This is a genomic window from Arenibacter palladensis, assembly GCF_900129275.1.
Classification (GTDB): domain Bacteria; phylum Bacteroidota; class Bacteroidia; order Flavobacteriales; family Flavobacteriaceae; genus Arenibacter; species Arenibacter palladensis.
On record NZ_FQUX01000005.1, the window covers coordinates 108,180 to 123,475 of the forward strand.

Below are 15,296 nucleotides of genomic sequence, written 5' to 3' on the forward strand. Positions count from 1 at the left end.
TCGCCAATAGTATAATAAATGTGAGGATTACAAGACTCCACATAATTTTATTTCAATTACATTTATTTTCCTCTAAGTTAACTATTCAATTTAAAAATACAATACCAAATGGTGCTGTTATATACAAGAAAAGCAACCCACAAGGGTTGCTTTTTCATATCTTTGCCTACGGCAGTATTCTGTCTGAATGATCTCAGTGAAAATCAACCAAGATATATTTAGGCCGAGAATATTATTTTTTTGCTTTTTTAATGCTGTCCACTTCTTTTCTAAACCTCAATATCATTAAGCTATCCAACTGACTACCAATACTGTCCCTCATAGAAGCCCAATTTTGGTCGTTCATATCCCCGGCATACCGCATTATCTTGTTAAACCTGGCCACATTGAACCGGTTGGCCTTCCAGGCTGCCTTGGTACTTTCCTGATGTTTTAAATCCTGCAAGTAAATACCGACCACAAAGCCAACGATGACAAGTCCCAATACCAATAACCAACGGGCGGATGTTTTAGACATTATTCCGAATTTAGATTAAAACAATAAAAGGTTCCATTTAGACACCACATAATATTTACGTAAAAAATGGTATCCTTGGACCGTTAATTTCAAGAAACTTCCTATGACCTTATTGCTGAGCGCTACTATACAAACTTGGAAACTACCAATAACAATACAATAACCGCAAAGGCACCACTAAATGTCAGTACCAGGTCTATAAAATTGAATTTCTTTTTCATTCCTTCATTTTATTGTTTTCCACAGTCATCACCATAACACAGGCGAGGTAATTAAATTTGATTGGGTTACTCCTAGGTTTAAATTTCAACCGCGTATGTAAGACGCAATTTCAATTCTAAAGTTAGCATGAAACACGCGTGATTCAAAATATCAACGTTCAACGCTAACAAACCTTGGATAAAATGTAGATTTCCCCATATCAGGGCCCCAAAATGATGGGGTATATTTTTATGGGCCAAAAGAAAATTCTTGGTCAGCTACTTACATGTAGACCTCAAATTTTTGACTCCTACATTTGTAAAGAATACTATCACCAGAATTTAATCCAAGATGACTACCACATTGCCTTTTTTTCGGCCAGTATCCACATAACTGTGGGCTTTACCAACCTCATATAGGGAGTAGCGTTTATCTACGACCATTTTTAGTTTTCCCAATACCAGTAGATTTGTGAGCTCATTCAACATGGTGCTAAGTTTTGGAACAGCTAAAAGACCTGTAGCCGAAAACATTGCCTTTTTGCTGCCAAATCTAGAGGTCCAAAGCATTTGAAATAGCAATGGCATACTTAGTACAGGTGAAAGATAGATGCCATTTTTACTGAGTACTTTTTTACTTTCCGCGAACGGGCTCTTGCCCACAGTATCAAAAATAACATCGTAACTGTCACCGGTTTTGGTAAAGTCTACCCTTGTATAATCTATAACATGATCCGCTCCGAGCGATCTTACCAAATCAAAATTACCAATGCTGCAAACAGCGGTAACCTCGGCACCCATATATTTGGCCAATTGCACCGCAGCGGTACCCAGACTTCCCGAAGCCCCATTTACAAGTACTTTCTGTCCGCTTTTTACATTGGCCATTTCCTTTAAGTAATTCCAAGAGGTCAAAGGCCCGTCACACATACTTGCAAGTACTTCATGAGCTACATTTTCAGGCTTAACTTCCACTAAGCCTTCTTCCGAAATACATAGATATTCCGCATTGGAGCCTGCACCTAAAACCGACTCCCCAAAAACTTCATCCCCAAGTTGGAAACGTTTAACTCGGTCACCTACGGCTTCGATCGTTCCTGAAAAACCAGTACCGGTTATAGGATAATTGGGTTTTGTTAAACCTATAAAAATTCTACCGTACCACGGTTTCCCTCTACGCATCATGGTATCTGCCGTGGTTACACTGGCAGCTTTTACCTTTACCAAAATCTCATTTTCTTTGGGTATGGGTTTTGGAATTTCCTGAAGTTGCAAAACCTTGGGTGAACCATACTTTGTGGTTATGATCGCTTTCATTTTTTCTATATTTTATTTTGACAAATGTATCGGATACCCCGTGGCCAATCGTTCCGATTTAGGAATCGGAACAAAACATTAGGACTATATTTGCAGCTGTAAGTAGTGTAGCATTTTTCTTCTATGGAACAAATAACGAAACTCTTAATTCCTTAATTCCATATGTAAAATAGGATAGGGGTTTCCTGTGGCATCCAATTCCGACCGACGTACTATTTTAAATCCAAAATATTTATAAAATTCAACAGCTTGTTCGTTCTGTTCATTTACATCCACCTTATTTACATTCAATTCTTGTATGGAGTAAGTCAATAAACTTTTGCCTATTCCCATTCCCCGGTAAGCCGGATGTACAAATAGCATTTCCAGATGCCCACCTTCGACTCCCATAAAACCGATTATTTCCTTCACCTCATTCCTAACACACCTTAATTGTACAGCCTTTAAATACTCGTTCAATATCAACGGCTTAAAATAGGCAATGTCCTCTTCCCTTAAAAATTGGTGTGTGGCTCTTACGGAGGCCTCCCAAACCTCAACCACTATGGGATATTCTGCTTGGGAAATCGTATCTATTTGATATGTCATAAGTATTAATCTTCAAGAGACCCTAAAAATAGTATTTCTAGGCTATGTACAGGATAAGATTTAAAATGAAGGTCCAATTGCCGTATTCTATTGAAGGACATATAAAACCTTTTTTGAGTTATGGGATTATTGGTTATTCACAGGAAGTATTTAATTCTTGGTATTCGGATATTGAAACATTAGGTATGTTCTGTCCACTTTCAATTTTAATACAATTTAAATTAGGATTTCTATCTACCTTTAAATCAATTAATTCCTGATTACCGCCCACATTCAGATCCGTAAGCGAATTGCTTGAAATATAAAGGTGTGTTAAACTGGCATTATGTTCAAGATCAATATTCTGAATTTTATTGTCAGAAATCAATAAGGTTTCCAATTTTACATTTTTGCTAAAATCTACAGAAGTTAGCTCATTCGTTGTGAGCAATATATTTTTCAGATTTATAGATCTTTTGACATCGAAGGAATGTAATAAGTTGTTGCTTATTTTCAATATTTCAAGAGTTTCATTTTCAATGCTAAATTCTTCCAATTCGTTAAAGGATAGATTTAATTCTTTTAAGTGAGCCGCTTTGGAAAGTCCGTTAATGGCACTAAGTTGGTTAGACTGCACATCCAACAAAATTAAATTGGGATTGTTACTTACGTCAATGCTGGAAATATAGTTGCCGGCAAGGTATAAGGTATCCAATAAAGTATTGGAACTTAAGTCGATACTCACTAGTTCATGTTGCATTACGGATAGCTTCCTTAGTCCAACAAAACCCTCAATTCCGGTCAAATCACTAATTACACCCTTATTTGAAAAATTTAAATCCAGAACACTTACTTCCGAAGCATCTTTTCTCAACATCCTTTGATTTAGGGCTCCGTCCGAATCTATACCCTCCTCTATTAAAACAGCTTCAAAACTAGAATCTGGAATCTCCAGGTATTGATTTTCATAGGAGTCTGAATCATTACGGGAGCATGAGGTAATTAAGATGGTAATGATAATTGCTATCTGAATTGCGGTCCCAACGAAAAAATCTTTATACATTTTTAAGTAAAATTAGATGAATTATAAGGTGTTATAAAACCTATATAATTTTTAAATTAGAATGGTTTTATTTGAGGCAAAGATGTATAAAATGGCAGGACTGGTCGTTCTAGATTACAAATCGGAACCTATTAAGCCACTATTTTTTTCCAATAAGCACTGGGGGTTGTACCCATTATCTTTTTGAAATAGGTATTAAAGACGGTCTTGGAGTTAAAGCCGCTATCATATGCCAACGCCAAGATGGTGAGGTGTCTTTGGGAGGGGTCCGCTACTTTGGCCTTAAAGGCCTCCAGACGGTAGGTGTTCACATAGTCGGCAAAATTTTTCCCATATCCCTCATTTAGCAGCTGCGATAAATGATTGGAAGGAATTTCCATCATTTCCGCCAAAATCGGAAGTGTAAGATTGGGGTCCAAGTAGGGCTCCTCTTCCAACATTAACCGATCCAAGTTTTTCTCATATTCCTTGAGTTGTGTTTTATTGAACAAGGATTTCTGATACTTCCGTTTCTTGGTCGAAAATTTACTGTCTTCACCCAAAACTTCCTTCCTAAGTTCTTTAAAACGAGGCATTCCGTACAATGGCTTGAGTATTGGATCCACAAAAATATAAATCATCATTGGCAATCTGTGGGCAATACCTTGTTCTATTAAGCTAATGGTTTCCGGTATCTTTCCCAACAACGCATTGCACATAATAAGCAAGTTTAAGGCCCTCCCCATAAGATCGGTTGCCAGGGAAGCTTCCAACTTAGCAATTCCTTTTTCGGCTTGATCCTTATTACCTAATACTGCATGTGCCATCGTCGTTCCTCCAAGTCTCATGACATCTTCTGTTTCATTCTGCGGTAATTTCTCAAAAAAGGCCAATCCTTCCTTACCTTTCCCCAACAATAACAGTGATTGTCCCCAATATAAGGTAGAGGTTTTAAAATCTGATTTGAGCTCAACCGCCTTTTCAAAACTAGAAATGGCGTTGTCATATTTTTCTTCGCAGTAATCAATAAATCCTTTGAGATGATAATTTACCGAGGAAAAAGGATCAAGCTGTAGGGCGGTTTCAATATAGGTCCGTGCCGCACCAAATTTTCCTTCGGCTACCAAAGTGGATGCCATACTGGGGTAATAATCCACAATTGGTCCAGCTTCATACACCCTATTCAAATGCCGATAGGTTCCTGGAAGATCCCATTTTTGAATCAAGGAGGCATAGGAAAGGTGCAATTGACATTCTGGCAAATTTTCATCCAATTCAATGGCCTTGTCCAAAAAAGGCTGTCCCTTTGCAAAGGCCTCTTGTAATGGCACCAAACCAATGGTACCCAATAGGGTGTAGGCCAGATGCATCCCCAAATGGGCCAATGCAAAATGTGGCCAATCCTTTATAATTTCTTCCAAAATTGAAATCCCCGTTTCAATATCGGACTTGCCCATCTTTAAAATATGATACCTACTTTTTAAATAACGTTGGTAGATATCCACTGGTACTTCTGGGTCTTGGACCAATTGGCCTTCAATTTCAAAATGACCAATATGTTCCCGTAACCTTTCAGCAATGAGCAGGCTAATTTCATCTTGAACGGCAAAAACATCTTCCAAGGACCTATCAAAAGTCTCCGACCAAAAATGAAAATCATCCTTAACATCGATGAGCTGTGCAGTTATGCGCATTTTATTCTTGGACAATCGTACGCTGCCTTCCAAGATAGTAGACACATTAAGTTCCTTACCTATCTGGGCTATGGGAAGATTAACATTTTTAAAGTGAAAGGAAGAGGTTCTAGAAGTCACCTTTAGTCCCTTGATTTTGGCAAGGGCGTTTATGATTTCCTCTGTCATTCCGTCACTAAAATACTCATTGTCCTTACTGGAACTCATATTTACAAAGGGGAGAACAGCAATAGACTTGGGCTCATTTACTGGAACGTTCAGAAGATCGGAACGACTGGGCACCTTTATACCTTCATTCTTTACCGCAAATACTTCAACCGGTTTAGCAATATTCTTAAGACTAAAATGGCCCAAGGACAAGGTGGGAATATGTGGATGATTCTTAAGCTCATCGTTTAGTTTCCCTGATAGCAAAATTGAACCTGCAATTCCCAGACTCTCTATACGGGAAGCCAAATTTACTCCGTCCCCATATACTTCCGTACCATCAAATACGATATCCCCTAAATGTAACCCAATGCGAAGCGGCACGGCGTTCTCCTTTTGCAAGGCTTTTTGTATGTCAATGGCGCATTCCACTGCCTCCAACCCACTGGAAAAAACACTTAGGGTTCCATCTCCATAATATTGCAGGATTTCCCCATTATGAAGTTTATGATTTTTTTCGAACTCCTGTCTATGTTGGGCCCGCATTTCCGCTGCGGCATTTTCATTCCTCTGCATCAGGGCGGTGTAGCCAACAATATCGGTAAACATTATGACTGCAATACGGCGGTTTTTATTGCTCGACATTAATTTTTGGTCTTAGATTTTATTGCATAAAAAGAGAACTCATTTCAAAAGTACAATAATTTGCAATAAACCATTTTAAGGGACAATTTCAAAAAAGACATTAACTTTACGATGGTGTTCCAAGAGTTTATTTTTCTGTATGTCATTACAATTATCTCCCAAAACCATAAGAAACCTTACCCGAATAATCCCGTTCGGAATTATTTGGTTGGTATCTGGTTGGGTATTTTGGATCGTGGAGCAAGCCGCAGTAGGTAATTCCGATCAGGACCAATCCTCCAGGATTGCCATGAATTTTGAGGTATTCCTCTTTTCCAGCGCTGCCCTAATGATTGTTGGACTGCTTATTGGGACCATAGAACTCCTATATCTAAACCAAGTTTTTTCAAAAAAAAGTTTTACCAAGAAGATCGTATACAAAACCATATTTTACATTTTGTTGCTGTTGGTCATAACCTTCATCACCTATCCTATAGCCAAGAGCTTGGAACTGGACATTTCAATCTTTGACCAACGCGTCTGGGATATGTTCGGGGATTACCTTACCAGCATTACACACCTAAGTACCGATATACAGTTAGCGACATCACTTTTGGCCTCCTTATTCTACTCCGAAATCAGTGAAAATATAGGGCACGGTGTCCTAATGAATTTCTTTACAGGAAAATATCATACCCCTACCGAGGAATTGAGGATTTTCATGTTCTCCGATATGAAATCTTCCACCGCAATAGCGGAGCAATTGGGCCATATAAAATATTTTGAATTATTAAAAGAGTATTACTCGGATTTTTCCGAAGCTATTATTCAACATTCAGGGGAAATATACCAATATGTTGGGGACGAAATTATTATCTCCTGGAAATATGAGGCCGGTATAGTAAACAACAATTGTATCAAATGTTTTTTTGCCATGAAAAAGGACCTTCACAAAAGGGCGGAATGGTATTCCTCCAACTTCGGCATTACACCTACCTTTAAAGCGGGATTTCACTTCGGGAAGGTGACTACAGGGGAAATAGGTGAGCTGAAAAAGGAAATTATATTTACGGGTGACGTCCTCAATACTACCGCTAGAATTCAGGGACTCTGCAACCCATTAAATGTAGACCTCCTAATTTCTGGGGATTTGTGCCAAAGCCTAACCCTTGAACCAGAATTCAAAATACAATCCTTGGGCAAATACGAACTGAAAGGAAAAGAGCAAAACATGGAATTGTTCACTATTAAGGATTAGATCAGCTTTACATTTACAGGATGTAGGCTTGCTAACCTTGCTGACAAACCATCTAATCCAATGGCAAAAAAGTTAAGCTTATAAAAAGCAAATTGGTGCCCATATGAACAAATAAGGGATATTTAAAGCCAAAGCTTAGTCGTGTATATCCGGCAATGGTGGCACTAAACAACTGGGGCAAGGTTATAATGGGAAGCAGCAGTACATTGGTCAGATTCAATTCAAAATTAAAAATATGCAACCAGGCAAACAGCACACAGGAAAGGTAATAAATCCACCTAATATTATTTTCCCATAAAACAGCTAGCTTTTGGGCGATTTTCACCCTATACATTAAGGCATATGCACTTATACCAAGAAACAGTGACAGCAACACCCGGGTATAAAAAGTTTCATCCACTAGACTCAAGTTGGTTTTGTATATGGCTTTTGTAAGCAAGTAATAAGATAGCGACGTAAAAGTAAGAGCCGCATACAGCGGTTTAAACTTAAGACTCAATCTAAAGCATATTTCTTCATAGAGGGGTAGAATTACACCCCCCACCAACAGGTACACTAAAGGAGTAAACCTATTCGCCATATTGGCATCAGTAATATTTGTAGGCTCATAAAAAATAGCCAGTACATTTGCGACCAATAGCGAAAAGACCAGTTTAATAAGGAACAATCCCAGGGTGTGGTAAACTTTATTCCTGACCGTTATATCTTTCAAGATTAAATACCGTGGTTGAAATATAAACCGCGTTAATTCCTTTATCAATCTCAAATAAAATTTTGGTTTTACAAAAGGGTAATTCATGATATATTCTTTTAGTGTTCCTTACTATTTTCTGGAGCAAGTTAGTCAGGAGGAAACCCTTAAAAGTTCCGATTATCACTAAAAGGTTCTGATTTTTAATTAGGTCTTGATTTCCATAAACAGTTCCTGAATATGACCCTTGCCGAGCTACTAAAACTGGATACTTTTAGATTAAAATTTGTATTTTAGTTGCGATTTTTTTCTATTTAACGAACAACCACTGCCCACGAGTGCATACCTCTTTTAATCCAAAGTCTATTGCAGTACTCCCTTTTGTAAACATTGGAAGGGAAGAAAACGAGTACTTTTCGGACGGAATTACGGAGGAAATTATCAATGCGCTGACCAAAGTCCGGGACCTAAAGGTAACTGCTAGAACATCTTCCTTTTACTACAAACAAAAGAATCTGGACGCCCGTCTTATAGGAAATGAGCTTGGAGTGGAAACATTACTGGAAGGAAGCGCAAGGATTGTAAATGATCGGGTAAGGATTACTGCCCAATTGATACGTACCGATACCGGATTTCATATCTGGTCCGAGAATTTTGATCGCGACCTTTCCGATATATTTGAACTACAGGATGAGATTAGCCTACTAATCGCTGACAAGATTAGGGAGAACTTTGGGCACTTTGAGGTTCAGGAACATTTAATTGAAGCCCCTACCAAAAATATTGAGGCCTACAAGCACCTTCTAAAGGGCCGTGAATTGCGCATGCGCTGGAACGCCCAGGATGTCAAGGATGCCATTCCCTATTTTGAACAGAGCATTACTCTAGACCCAAGTTATGCCGATGCCCATTTTGAAAAAGGTTGGTGCTTGGGAATGCTTGCCAGTTGGGGTTATTTGAAAAAGGATGAAGGACTTCTGGAGGCCAATAGGCACATTGATATTGGGCTGCAATTGAATCCCAACTCCGCCATGGGGCATTATGTTAAGGGCTCCATCAGTTTTTGGGGCTATTGGAACTATAAGGATGCCTTTGAACATTTACAATTGTCCCTTGAAATAAATCCTAATTCCTCGGAAGTACGTGATGCCATGGCAGACGGGTTTTCTGCCTTGGGAAAAATAGACGAAGCCTTGGCCAATAACGAAATGGCCTTGCGCATTAATCCCCTATCTGCCAACCTATATTTCACCAAGGGAAATATGATTTACTTTAAAAAGAACAACCAAGAAGCGGTTGTTCTTTTTGACAAGGCTTTATCAATAAATCCATTTTTTCCTTTGGCACTGGAAATGAAGGCTGCAGCCCTGATTTTGGACCGGCAGGCAGCTTTGCTGGCATCGTTTGTTGAAAATACTCCGCAGTTGGAACGACCCAATTCGTATAGGGCCATTTATGACCTCATGCACAACGAAGATGTTTTTATTATATCAAAAAATGAAGTCGAAAAAGAGTTTCAGGAAGCCTCTGTGGTAAGTCTTCGTGCTTGGGACCTATATTACGAAGTTTATAGTGGCAATCATGAAATTGCCCTCGATATACTTGATGATCGAATAAAGGAGCGTTCTGGACAATTGTTCAATTTTAGAAATGATCCATTTTTAGAACCATTGCGTACCTATAGGAAATATAAGGAAATTGAGGACTCGGTATTTCTAACCCTCGATTTGCCAGAAGATATTTTGGAACCCAAAAGTCCCGTAGTTTCATCCCCTTTGGACAATAGTCAAATTGAACATTATTCCGAAGCCATAGAACTATTAATGAATGATAAAAAGCTATACATTGACCCTGAACTTAGCTTAAAACAACTAGCCGCCCATGTAGGTCTGCACGCCAACAAACTTTCTTGGCTGTTGAACAACCATTTCGGTAAAAATTTTAATGACTTCATTAATGGATTCCGGATATTGGAATTTCAAAAAATGGCCATAGATCCTGCCAATAAAAACCTGACACTACTTGGCCTGGCCTACGACAGTGGTTTCAACTCCAAGACCGTCTTCAACACTTTTTTTAAGAAAGAAACGGGGATGACACCCAAGCAGTGGGTGAAACAAAATACAACCTAATACAAAAAGTGCTGATATAACCAATAAGGGGGATCCCCATTTATCTTGGCCCATCAATAAGTTCCAAATCCCATCCAAATAGTTCGGAAACATAAGTACGGGCGTTTGGCACCCACTACCTTTTCATCTTTGCCCCACAATTAATCCTAAAACCTATCACAAAGATGAAAAAGCAATTATTATTATTTATTACAATGGCCACCTTTACCGGAAAGACCATGGCCCAAGAGACTTTTATGGATGTAGTGATCAACTACACCCCAACAAGTCTTAATTATGGGGATAACAACAAAACCCTTAAAGATTTTAAAAAGGGGTATTGGGGACTTCAGGCTGGAGCCTCCTTCCAAGCCGGGATCAATGAGTACCTCTCCTTGGTCCCCGAACTATATTTTGTTATGAAAGGAGGACGTTTGGAAAATAACAACCCCCTTACCGGCCAGGAAACCAAGATCAGGTTCAACACCCTGGACCTACCTGTAATGGCCCGACTGCATTTTTGTAACCTATATGTAAATGCCGGACCAGTAGTAAGCTATAACCTGGGAGGTCGGTTAAAAACCGAGAGCGATGGCAACTTGACAGGAGAAAAGTCCAAAATGGCATTCGGTTCGGAACAAGGCACCTATAGTCGCTGGGATGCCGGCCTACAATTTGGAATGGGCTATGAGTTAAAATTTAAAAAATCGAGACTCTTACTGGACCTACGCTATCATTATGGCATGGTGGACATAGGCAACGGGGCCGACATGTATAATCGCTATTTTAATTTGAATATCCTGCTTTCCAAAAAATGGAAAACAAATCCGTTGGGAAAGAAAAAGAGACAGGATCTCGCGTTTTGGGATGCATATGACGAGGAATTGGATAATCCGTTAAATTAAAATGTACCCTATTTATTGGGTACCATCCCGTAACAAAAACTTTTAATTCTTCCCACTATGCTAAACAATAAAAGGATTGCCCTAATTGCGGGGGCACTTTACCTTACAGTTATCGTCTGCGGCATTTTCGCCGAAAAATATGTTCGCTTCACATTGGTAAATTTAACCGATGGCGCCGAAACCGTAAGAAATATCAAGGACAATGTAATGCTCTTCCGAATGGGTTTTGTTGCAGATCTAATAATGCAATTAGCGTATTTTCTGCTGCCCATAGTATTGTACCAATTATTCAAAAAAACAAGTCGTGCCATGGCCGGTCTTATGGTCTTGAGCGTAACGGTGGCAGTAGCCATTATGTGCATCAATATGCTTAACCATTATGCCCCTTTGCTGCTATTGAATCCAAATGGGTATAGTGTATCATACGATCCGGAACACATTAATAGTTGGGTCCTGTTCTATTTGGAGATGCACAATAAAGGATACCATATTGCCCAGCTGTTTTTTGGACTTTGGCTGCTACCCCTAGGCTATATGGTAATTAAATCGGATAGCTTTCCTAAAATCATAGGATTATTCTTGATCCTAGGCTGTTTTGGCTATCTATTGGATTTCCTGGTCTATTTTCTTCTTCCCGAAAAAAGCAGCGCTTTATCCGAATATATAACCGCTCCGGCCGACCTAGGAGAGTTTTCCCTGTGCATTTATCTCTTGATCCAAGGCATAATGGGAACCAAATTAAATAGTAAAAATAAGTCCTGAATAATAATCCGGAACGAACGGCAAAACCCAGTTCCGCAACTTTGCGGAGTAAACAAAATATCAATCCAAAAAAATCATATTAAAATGACAACTTTATCCAGAATCCTAGTCCTTTCAATTTTGAGTTTAATCCTTTCTTTAACATCCTGCTCCACTAATGATGAGGAAGCAACCATTCCTGAACCTTCCACAATTAAAAACGCGGCCGATTTAAATGCTTATCTGCAGGAACTAGTACAGACTTCCTCTATGCCCGGAATGGCCATTAGCATAGTAAAAGGCGACAATATTGTTTTCCAGGAGTCCTTTGGCTATGCAAATATTCAGAATCAGGTGGCCTACACCAATGAAACCGTTAATTCTATTGCTTCCATAAGTAAGACCTTCGTTGGCGCTGCGGTGGCCAAAGCCATCGAACAAGGGTATTTCACCTTGGAAACCGATATAAACGATATCTTGCCCATTCCTGTTATTAATCCTAAACAACCGGAAGGGGTCATAAAGATAAAACACTTGGTTACCCATACCTCTGGCCTTTTGGATACCCCAGAGGTCTATTTGGCACACAATTACCATATATTACCTGGGGAGGATATTGCCACTGCCGGTGCTGGCCTCCTCATGGACGAAATTGGAATAGTACAAAGGCAAAGCTATTCCTTGGAAGAATTTCTGGCTAACTATTTCTTGGAAGATGGTGATCTTTACAGTTTGGATAATTTTGCCGATACTCCTCCAGGAAGTACCTGGAACTACTCCAATTTGGCTACTGGCCTAAGCGGCTATATCGTTGAAACGGCAACAGAACAATCGTTTGATGATTACGTTAGGCAAAATATTTTGCAACCCCTGCAAATGAATGCTTCCACTTATGATATTTCGGAAATTAATACTGACGAAATGGCTACGCGATATATTAATGAAGACACCCCGCTACCAGTTTACGCCAATGATTCCTATCCAGAGGGAAGCATGTATACCACTAATGAAGACATGGGCAAGTATCTATTGGACATGGTAAAGGGCATAAAGGGAGAATCCACGACCTTATTTTCCAAAGACACCTACGAACTCCTCTTTGACCCGCAATTGGCAGCTGGTACAGTACCACCGGATTTCGCAGAAAACCACGGATTATTCTGGTATTTCCAGGATGGAAAGGTGTTACATGGAGGCAACAGTTTTGGGATTTCCACACATTTGGAAATAGGTCAAAATGGTAATTACGGGTTTATCCTGATAACCAATATGGACGCTTCTTTTAGTGGCAACACCCAAAATTACAGTGCCGTTAAAGAAAAAGTGACCAAGGCGATCATCGAGTTTTTGAAAGCCACTGAATAGGTTCCGGCACGCATGGTATTATTTTAAAAATAATACCATGCTCTTTAATAACCTACATAGTCTCTATAAATGTACAAGTTTTAGCCTACACATTATTGTAGTGAACCCAATGGTCCTAGACCAACAACTTTGAAAAAATAAAAAATGGAACATAACGAAATAAAAAAAACGATCCTGTTGGCAGGTGCCACTGGATATTTGGGAAATTATATTGCCAAAGAATTGATTTCCCGAAATATGGACACAAAAATTATAGTAAGAAAACCCGGTAAGTTAATTGACATGGCTTCCAAATTAACAGGGATTATCCAAGCGGAAGTTACACGCCCTGAAACCATAAGGGGGCATTTCCACGGGGTGGATACGGTGATTTCCACAGTAGGAATTACTCGACAAAAAGACGGACTCACCTATATGGACGTTGATTATGGCGCCAATATGAACCTGTTGGACGAAGCCAAAAGGGCAGGCGTAAAGAAATTTATATACATATCGGTTATTAATGGGCAATTACACAGAAACCTAAAACTGGTGGAAGCCAAGGAAGCCTTTGTAGATCAGCTTAAGGTATCTGGTCTGGACTATACCATTATACGCCCCAATGGATTCTTTTCCGATATGCGCGATTTTCTTAAGATGGCAGAAAAAGGAAGTGTCTATATTTTCGGGAAAGGAAAAAAGAAATTCAATCCTATCCATGGTGCCGATTTGGCTCAGGTTTGTGTTGATGCCATTAATTCCAACAAAAAGGAGATCGTGGTGGGCGGCCCCGATATCCTTACCCATTACGAAGTAGCAGAAATGGCTCTTTTAGCCTCTGGTAAACCCATCAACATTATACATTTGCCCCATTGGTTGCGAAAATCCATACTATGGATTATGAGGACTTTTACCTCCTCCAAGACCTATGGCCCGATCGAATTTTTCCTTACCCTTATGGCAGAAGATGCGATTGCTCCTAGGTATGGCAGCCACCGATTATCCCACTTCTTCCAGAACGAAATGGATATCTTAAAAAAAAGAACATAAGTGTGATTATAATTTTTTTGATGGGCTCCAAGCCATTGTTACGAACATTCTAGACCTATTATTTTAGTTGGATACTAGACAAAAAACTATTGGGAATCACCTCCATTTTTGGGAATTTAATTCTATGTCAAGGTTAATTACCATTTCGATTTATGCCCTTAGGCTTAGCATAGGAATCCTACTCAACATCGGAGAGCCCAAGACCAATCCCTCCCACATTCATAATTTATGGACCTGGCTTCCATCGGCCTAATCTGAGTTAAAATATTTTAAAAATATGAAAAACTATCAACCCTTTGCGCTACATTTAGCGCTGCTTTAGGCATATTTTTTTTTAGTTATTTACCAAATATATCGTCCTATGAACGCACCTGATAAAAACAATCCTTTCCCTTTAGAAAATTACGATCGACTTTGTTTTTTAAAGAACATTGTAAAAAGCCCAAATATACTTGTAGGTGACTACACCTATTACGATGATTTTGAAGATGTAGCGAATTTTGAAAAAAATGTGAAATATCATTTCGACTTTGTGGGAGACAAGCTCATTATTGGCAAATTCTGTATGATCGCCTCAAATGTGACCTTTATTATGAATGGGGCCAATCATTTAAGCAATTCCATATCTTCCTATCCATTCGCTATTTTCGGCAAGGCTTGGAGCCAGGCAATGGACGGTAAGGGCTATCCTTCAAAAGGCGATACAATAATCGGCAATGACGTTTGGATTGGTTATAATGCCACTATTATGCCGGGAATTACAATTGGCGATGGGGCCATAATTGCCAGTAATACCACGGTAACGAAGGACGTTGAAGCCTATAGTATTGTGGGTGGAAATCCCGGTCAATTGATCCGAAAACGTTTTTCAGAAGCTGATATTGCGAAATTATTGGTGCTGAAATGGTGGGATTGGCCCATTGAAAAGATTACCGCCCATGTCCAAAGCCTGACAGATTCCAAAATTGGAGATCTTTATTGAACGCCCTTCAATAAATACTATCCTTCCGTTGGGGATATTCCAAAAAAGTGGCATAAAGTTACTTTGGAATTACAAAGCGCTTTTTGTAGGTTCAATAATAAAATTT

13 protein-coding genes are annotated in these 15,296 nt (G+C 39.2%); 7 read left to right on the plus strand and 6 right to left on the minus strand.

Annotated features, from left to right (window positions below; translation table 11 throughout):
- Positions 1-232 precede the first annotated feature (232 nt).
- The 5 genes from BUA60_RS14595 to BUA60_RS14615 form a co-directional block, all read right to left on the minus strand.
- Positions 233-517 carry a hypothetical protein gene (locus BUA60_RS14595; RefSeq protein WP_072862913.1) on the minus strand — a complete coding sequence of 95 codons (285 nt, stop codon included), beginning with the start codon at positions 515-517 and terminating at the stop codon, positions 233-235.
- A 542-nt stretch (positions 518-1,059) separates the two neighbouring features.
- Positions 1,060-2,034 (minus strand): NAD(P)-dependent alcohol dehydrogenase, encoded by a 975-nt coding sequence (locus BUA60_RS14600; RefSeq protein ID WP_072862915.1) that lies wholly within the window; start codon positions 2,032-2,034, stop codon positions 1,060-1,062.
- Positions 2,035-2,178: 144 nt separating this feature from the next.
- Positions 2,179-2,622 (minus strand): GNAT family N-acetyltransferase, encoded by a 444-nt coding sequence (locus tag BUA60_RS14605; protein WP_072862917.1) that lies wholly within the window; start codon positions 2,620-2,622, stop codon positions 2,179-2,181.
- Between the two features lie 133 nt (positions 2,623-2,755).
- A complete protein-coding gene (locus BUA60_RS14610; protein WP_072862919.1) occupies positions 2,756-3,664 on the minus strand; it encodes a leucine-rich repeat domain-containing protein in 909 nt (302 codons plus the stop codon).
- A gap of 131 nt (positions 3,665-3,795) precedes the next feature.
- Positions 3,796-6,129 carry a helix-turn-helix domain-containing protein gene (locus BUA60_RS14615; RefSeq protein WP_072862921.1) on the minus strand — a complete coding sequence of 778 codons (2,334 nt, stop codon included), beginning with the start codon at positions 6,127-6,129 and terminating at the stop codon, positions 3,796-3,798.
- A gap of 139 nt (positions 6,130-6,268) precedes the next feature.
- On the opposite strand from BUA60_RS14615, the gene BUA60_RS14620 reads away from it, so the two are divergent.
- Positions 6,269-7,366 (plus strand): adenylate/guanylate cyclase domain-containing protein, encoded by a 1,098-nt coding sequence (locus BUA60_RS14620; protein ID WP_072862923.1) that lies wholly within the window; start codon positions 6,269-6,271, stop codon positions 7,364-7,366.
- Between the two features lie 52 nt (positions 7,367-7,418).
- Here the strand turns inward: BUA60_RS14620 and BUA60_RS14625 are convergent, their stop codons facing one another.
- Positions 7,419-8,165: a hypothetical protein gene (locus BUA60_RS14625; protein ID WP_072862925.1), complete on the minus strand. Its 747-nt coding sequence runs from the start codon at positions 8,163-8,165 to the stop codon at positions 7,419-7,421.
- A 230-nt stretch (positions 8,166-8,395) separates the two neighbouring features.
- Here BUA60_RS14625 and BUA60_RS14630 point away from each other — a divergent pair, with 230 nt between their 5' ends.
- From BUA60_RS14630 to BUA60_RS14655, 6 genes are all read left to right on the plus strand, one after another.
- On the plus strand, positions 8,396-10,189 hold the full coding sequence (locus BUA60_RS14630) for a helix-turn-helix domain-containing protein (protein ID WP_084532611.1): 1,794 nt from the start codon (positions 8,396-8,398) through the stop codon (positions 10,187-10,189).
- Between the two features lie 164 nt (positions 10,190-10,353).
- Complete coding sequence (locus BUA60_RS14635) at positions 10,354-11,073, plus strand: porin family protein (RefSeq protein WP_072862927.1); 720 nt, start codon at positions 10,354-10,356, stop codon at positions 11,071-11,073.
- A gap of 57 nt (positions 11,074-11,130) precedes the next feature.
- Positions 11,131-11,835: a DUF4386 domain-containing protein gene (locus tag BUA60_RS14640; RefSeq protein ID WP_072862929.1), complete on the plus strand. Its 705-nt coding sequence runs from the start codon at positions 11,131-11,133 to the stop codon at positions 11,833-11,835.
- A gap of 84 nt (positions 11,836-11,919) precedes the next feature.
- Positions 11,920-13,179, plus strand: a complete 1,260-nt coding sequence (locus tag BUA60_RS14645) for a serine hydrolase domain-containing protein (RefSeq protein ID WP_072862931.1) — start codon at positions 11,920-11,922, stop codon at positions 13,177-13,179.
- A gap of 144 nt (positions 13,180-13,323) precedes the next feature.
- Positions 13,324-14,208, plus strand: coding sequence for an SDR family oxidoreductase (locus BUA60_RS14650; protein ID WP_072862932.1), 885 nt, complete (start codon positions 13,324-13,326; stop codon positions 14,206-14,208).
- A 361-nt stretch (positions 14,209-14,569) separates the two neighbouring features.
- Positions 14,570-15,190 (plus strand): CatB-related O-acetyltransferase, encoded by a 621-nt coding sequence (locus BUA60_RS14655; protein ID WP_072862934.1) that lies wholly within the window; start codon positions 14,570-14,572, stop codon positions 15,188-15,190.
- Positions 15,191-15,296 lie beyond the last annotated feature (106 nt).

Bases quoted from the DNA above. Each gene is read 5' to 3' on its own strand.
- BUA60_RS14595 (WP_072862913.1), bottom strand. From the start codon at position 517: ATGTCTAAAACATCCGCCCGTTGGTTATTGGTATTGGGACTTGTCATC.
- BUA60_RS14600 (WP_072862915.1), bottom strand. From the start codon at position 2,034: ATGAAAGCGATCATAACCACAAAGTATGGTTCACCCAAGGTTTTGCAA.
- BUA60_RS14605 (WP_072862917.1), bottom strand. From the start codon at position 2,622: ATGACATATCAAATAGATACGATTTCCCAAGCAGAATATCCCATAGTG.
- BUA60_RS14610 (WP_072862919.1), bottom strand. From the start codon at position 3,664: ATGTATAAAGATTTTTTCGTTGGGACCGCAATTCAGATAGCAATTATC.
- BUA60_RS14615 (WP_072862921.1), bottom strand. From the start codon at position 6,129: ATGTCGAGCAATAAAAACCGCCGTATTGCAGTCATAATGTTTACCGAT.
- BUA60_RS14620 (WP_072862923.1), top strand. From the start codon at position 6,269: ATGTCATTACAATTATCTCCCAAAACCATAAGAAACCTTACCCGAATA.
- BUA60_RS14625 (WP_072862925.1), bottom strand. From the start codon at position 8,165: ATGAATTACCCTTTTGTAAAACCAAAATTTTATTTGAGATTGATAAAG.
- BUA60_RS14635 (WP_072862927.1), top strand. From the start codon at position 10,354: ATGAAAAAGCAATTATTATTATTTATTACAATGGCCACCTTTACCGGA.
- BUA60_RS14640 (WP_072862929.1), top strand. From the start codon at position 11,131: ATGCTAAACAATAAAAGGATTGCCCTAATTGCGGGGGCACTTTACCTT.
- BUA60_RS14645 (WP_072862931.1), top strand. From the start codon at position 11,920: ATGACAACTTTATCCAGAATCCTAGTCCTTTCAATTTTGAGTTTAATC.
- BUA60_RS14650 (WP_072862932.1), top strand. From the start codon at position 13,324: ATGGAACATAACGAAATAAAAAAAACGATCCTGTTGGCAGGTGCCACT.
- BUA60_RS14655 (WP_072862934.1), top strand. From the start codon at position 14,570: ATGAACGCACCTGATAAAAACAATCCTTTCCCTTTAGAAAATTACGAT.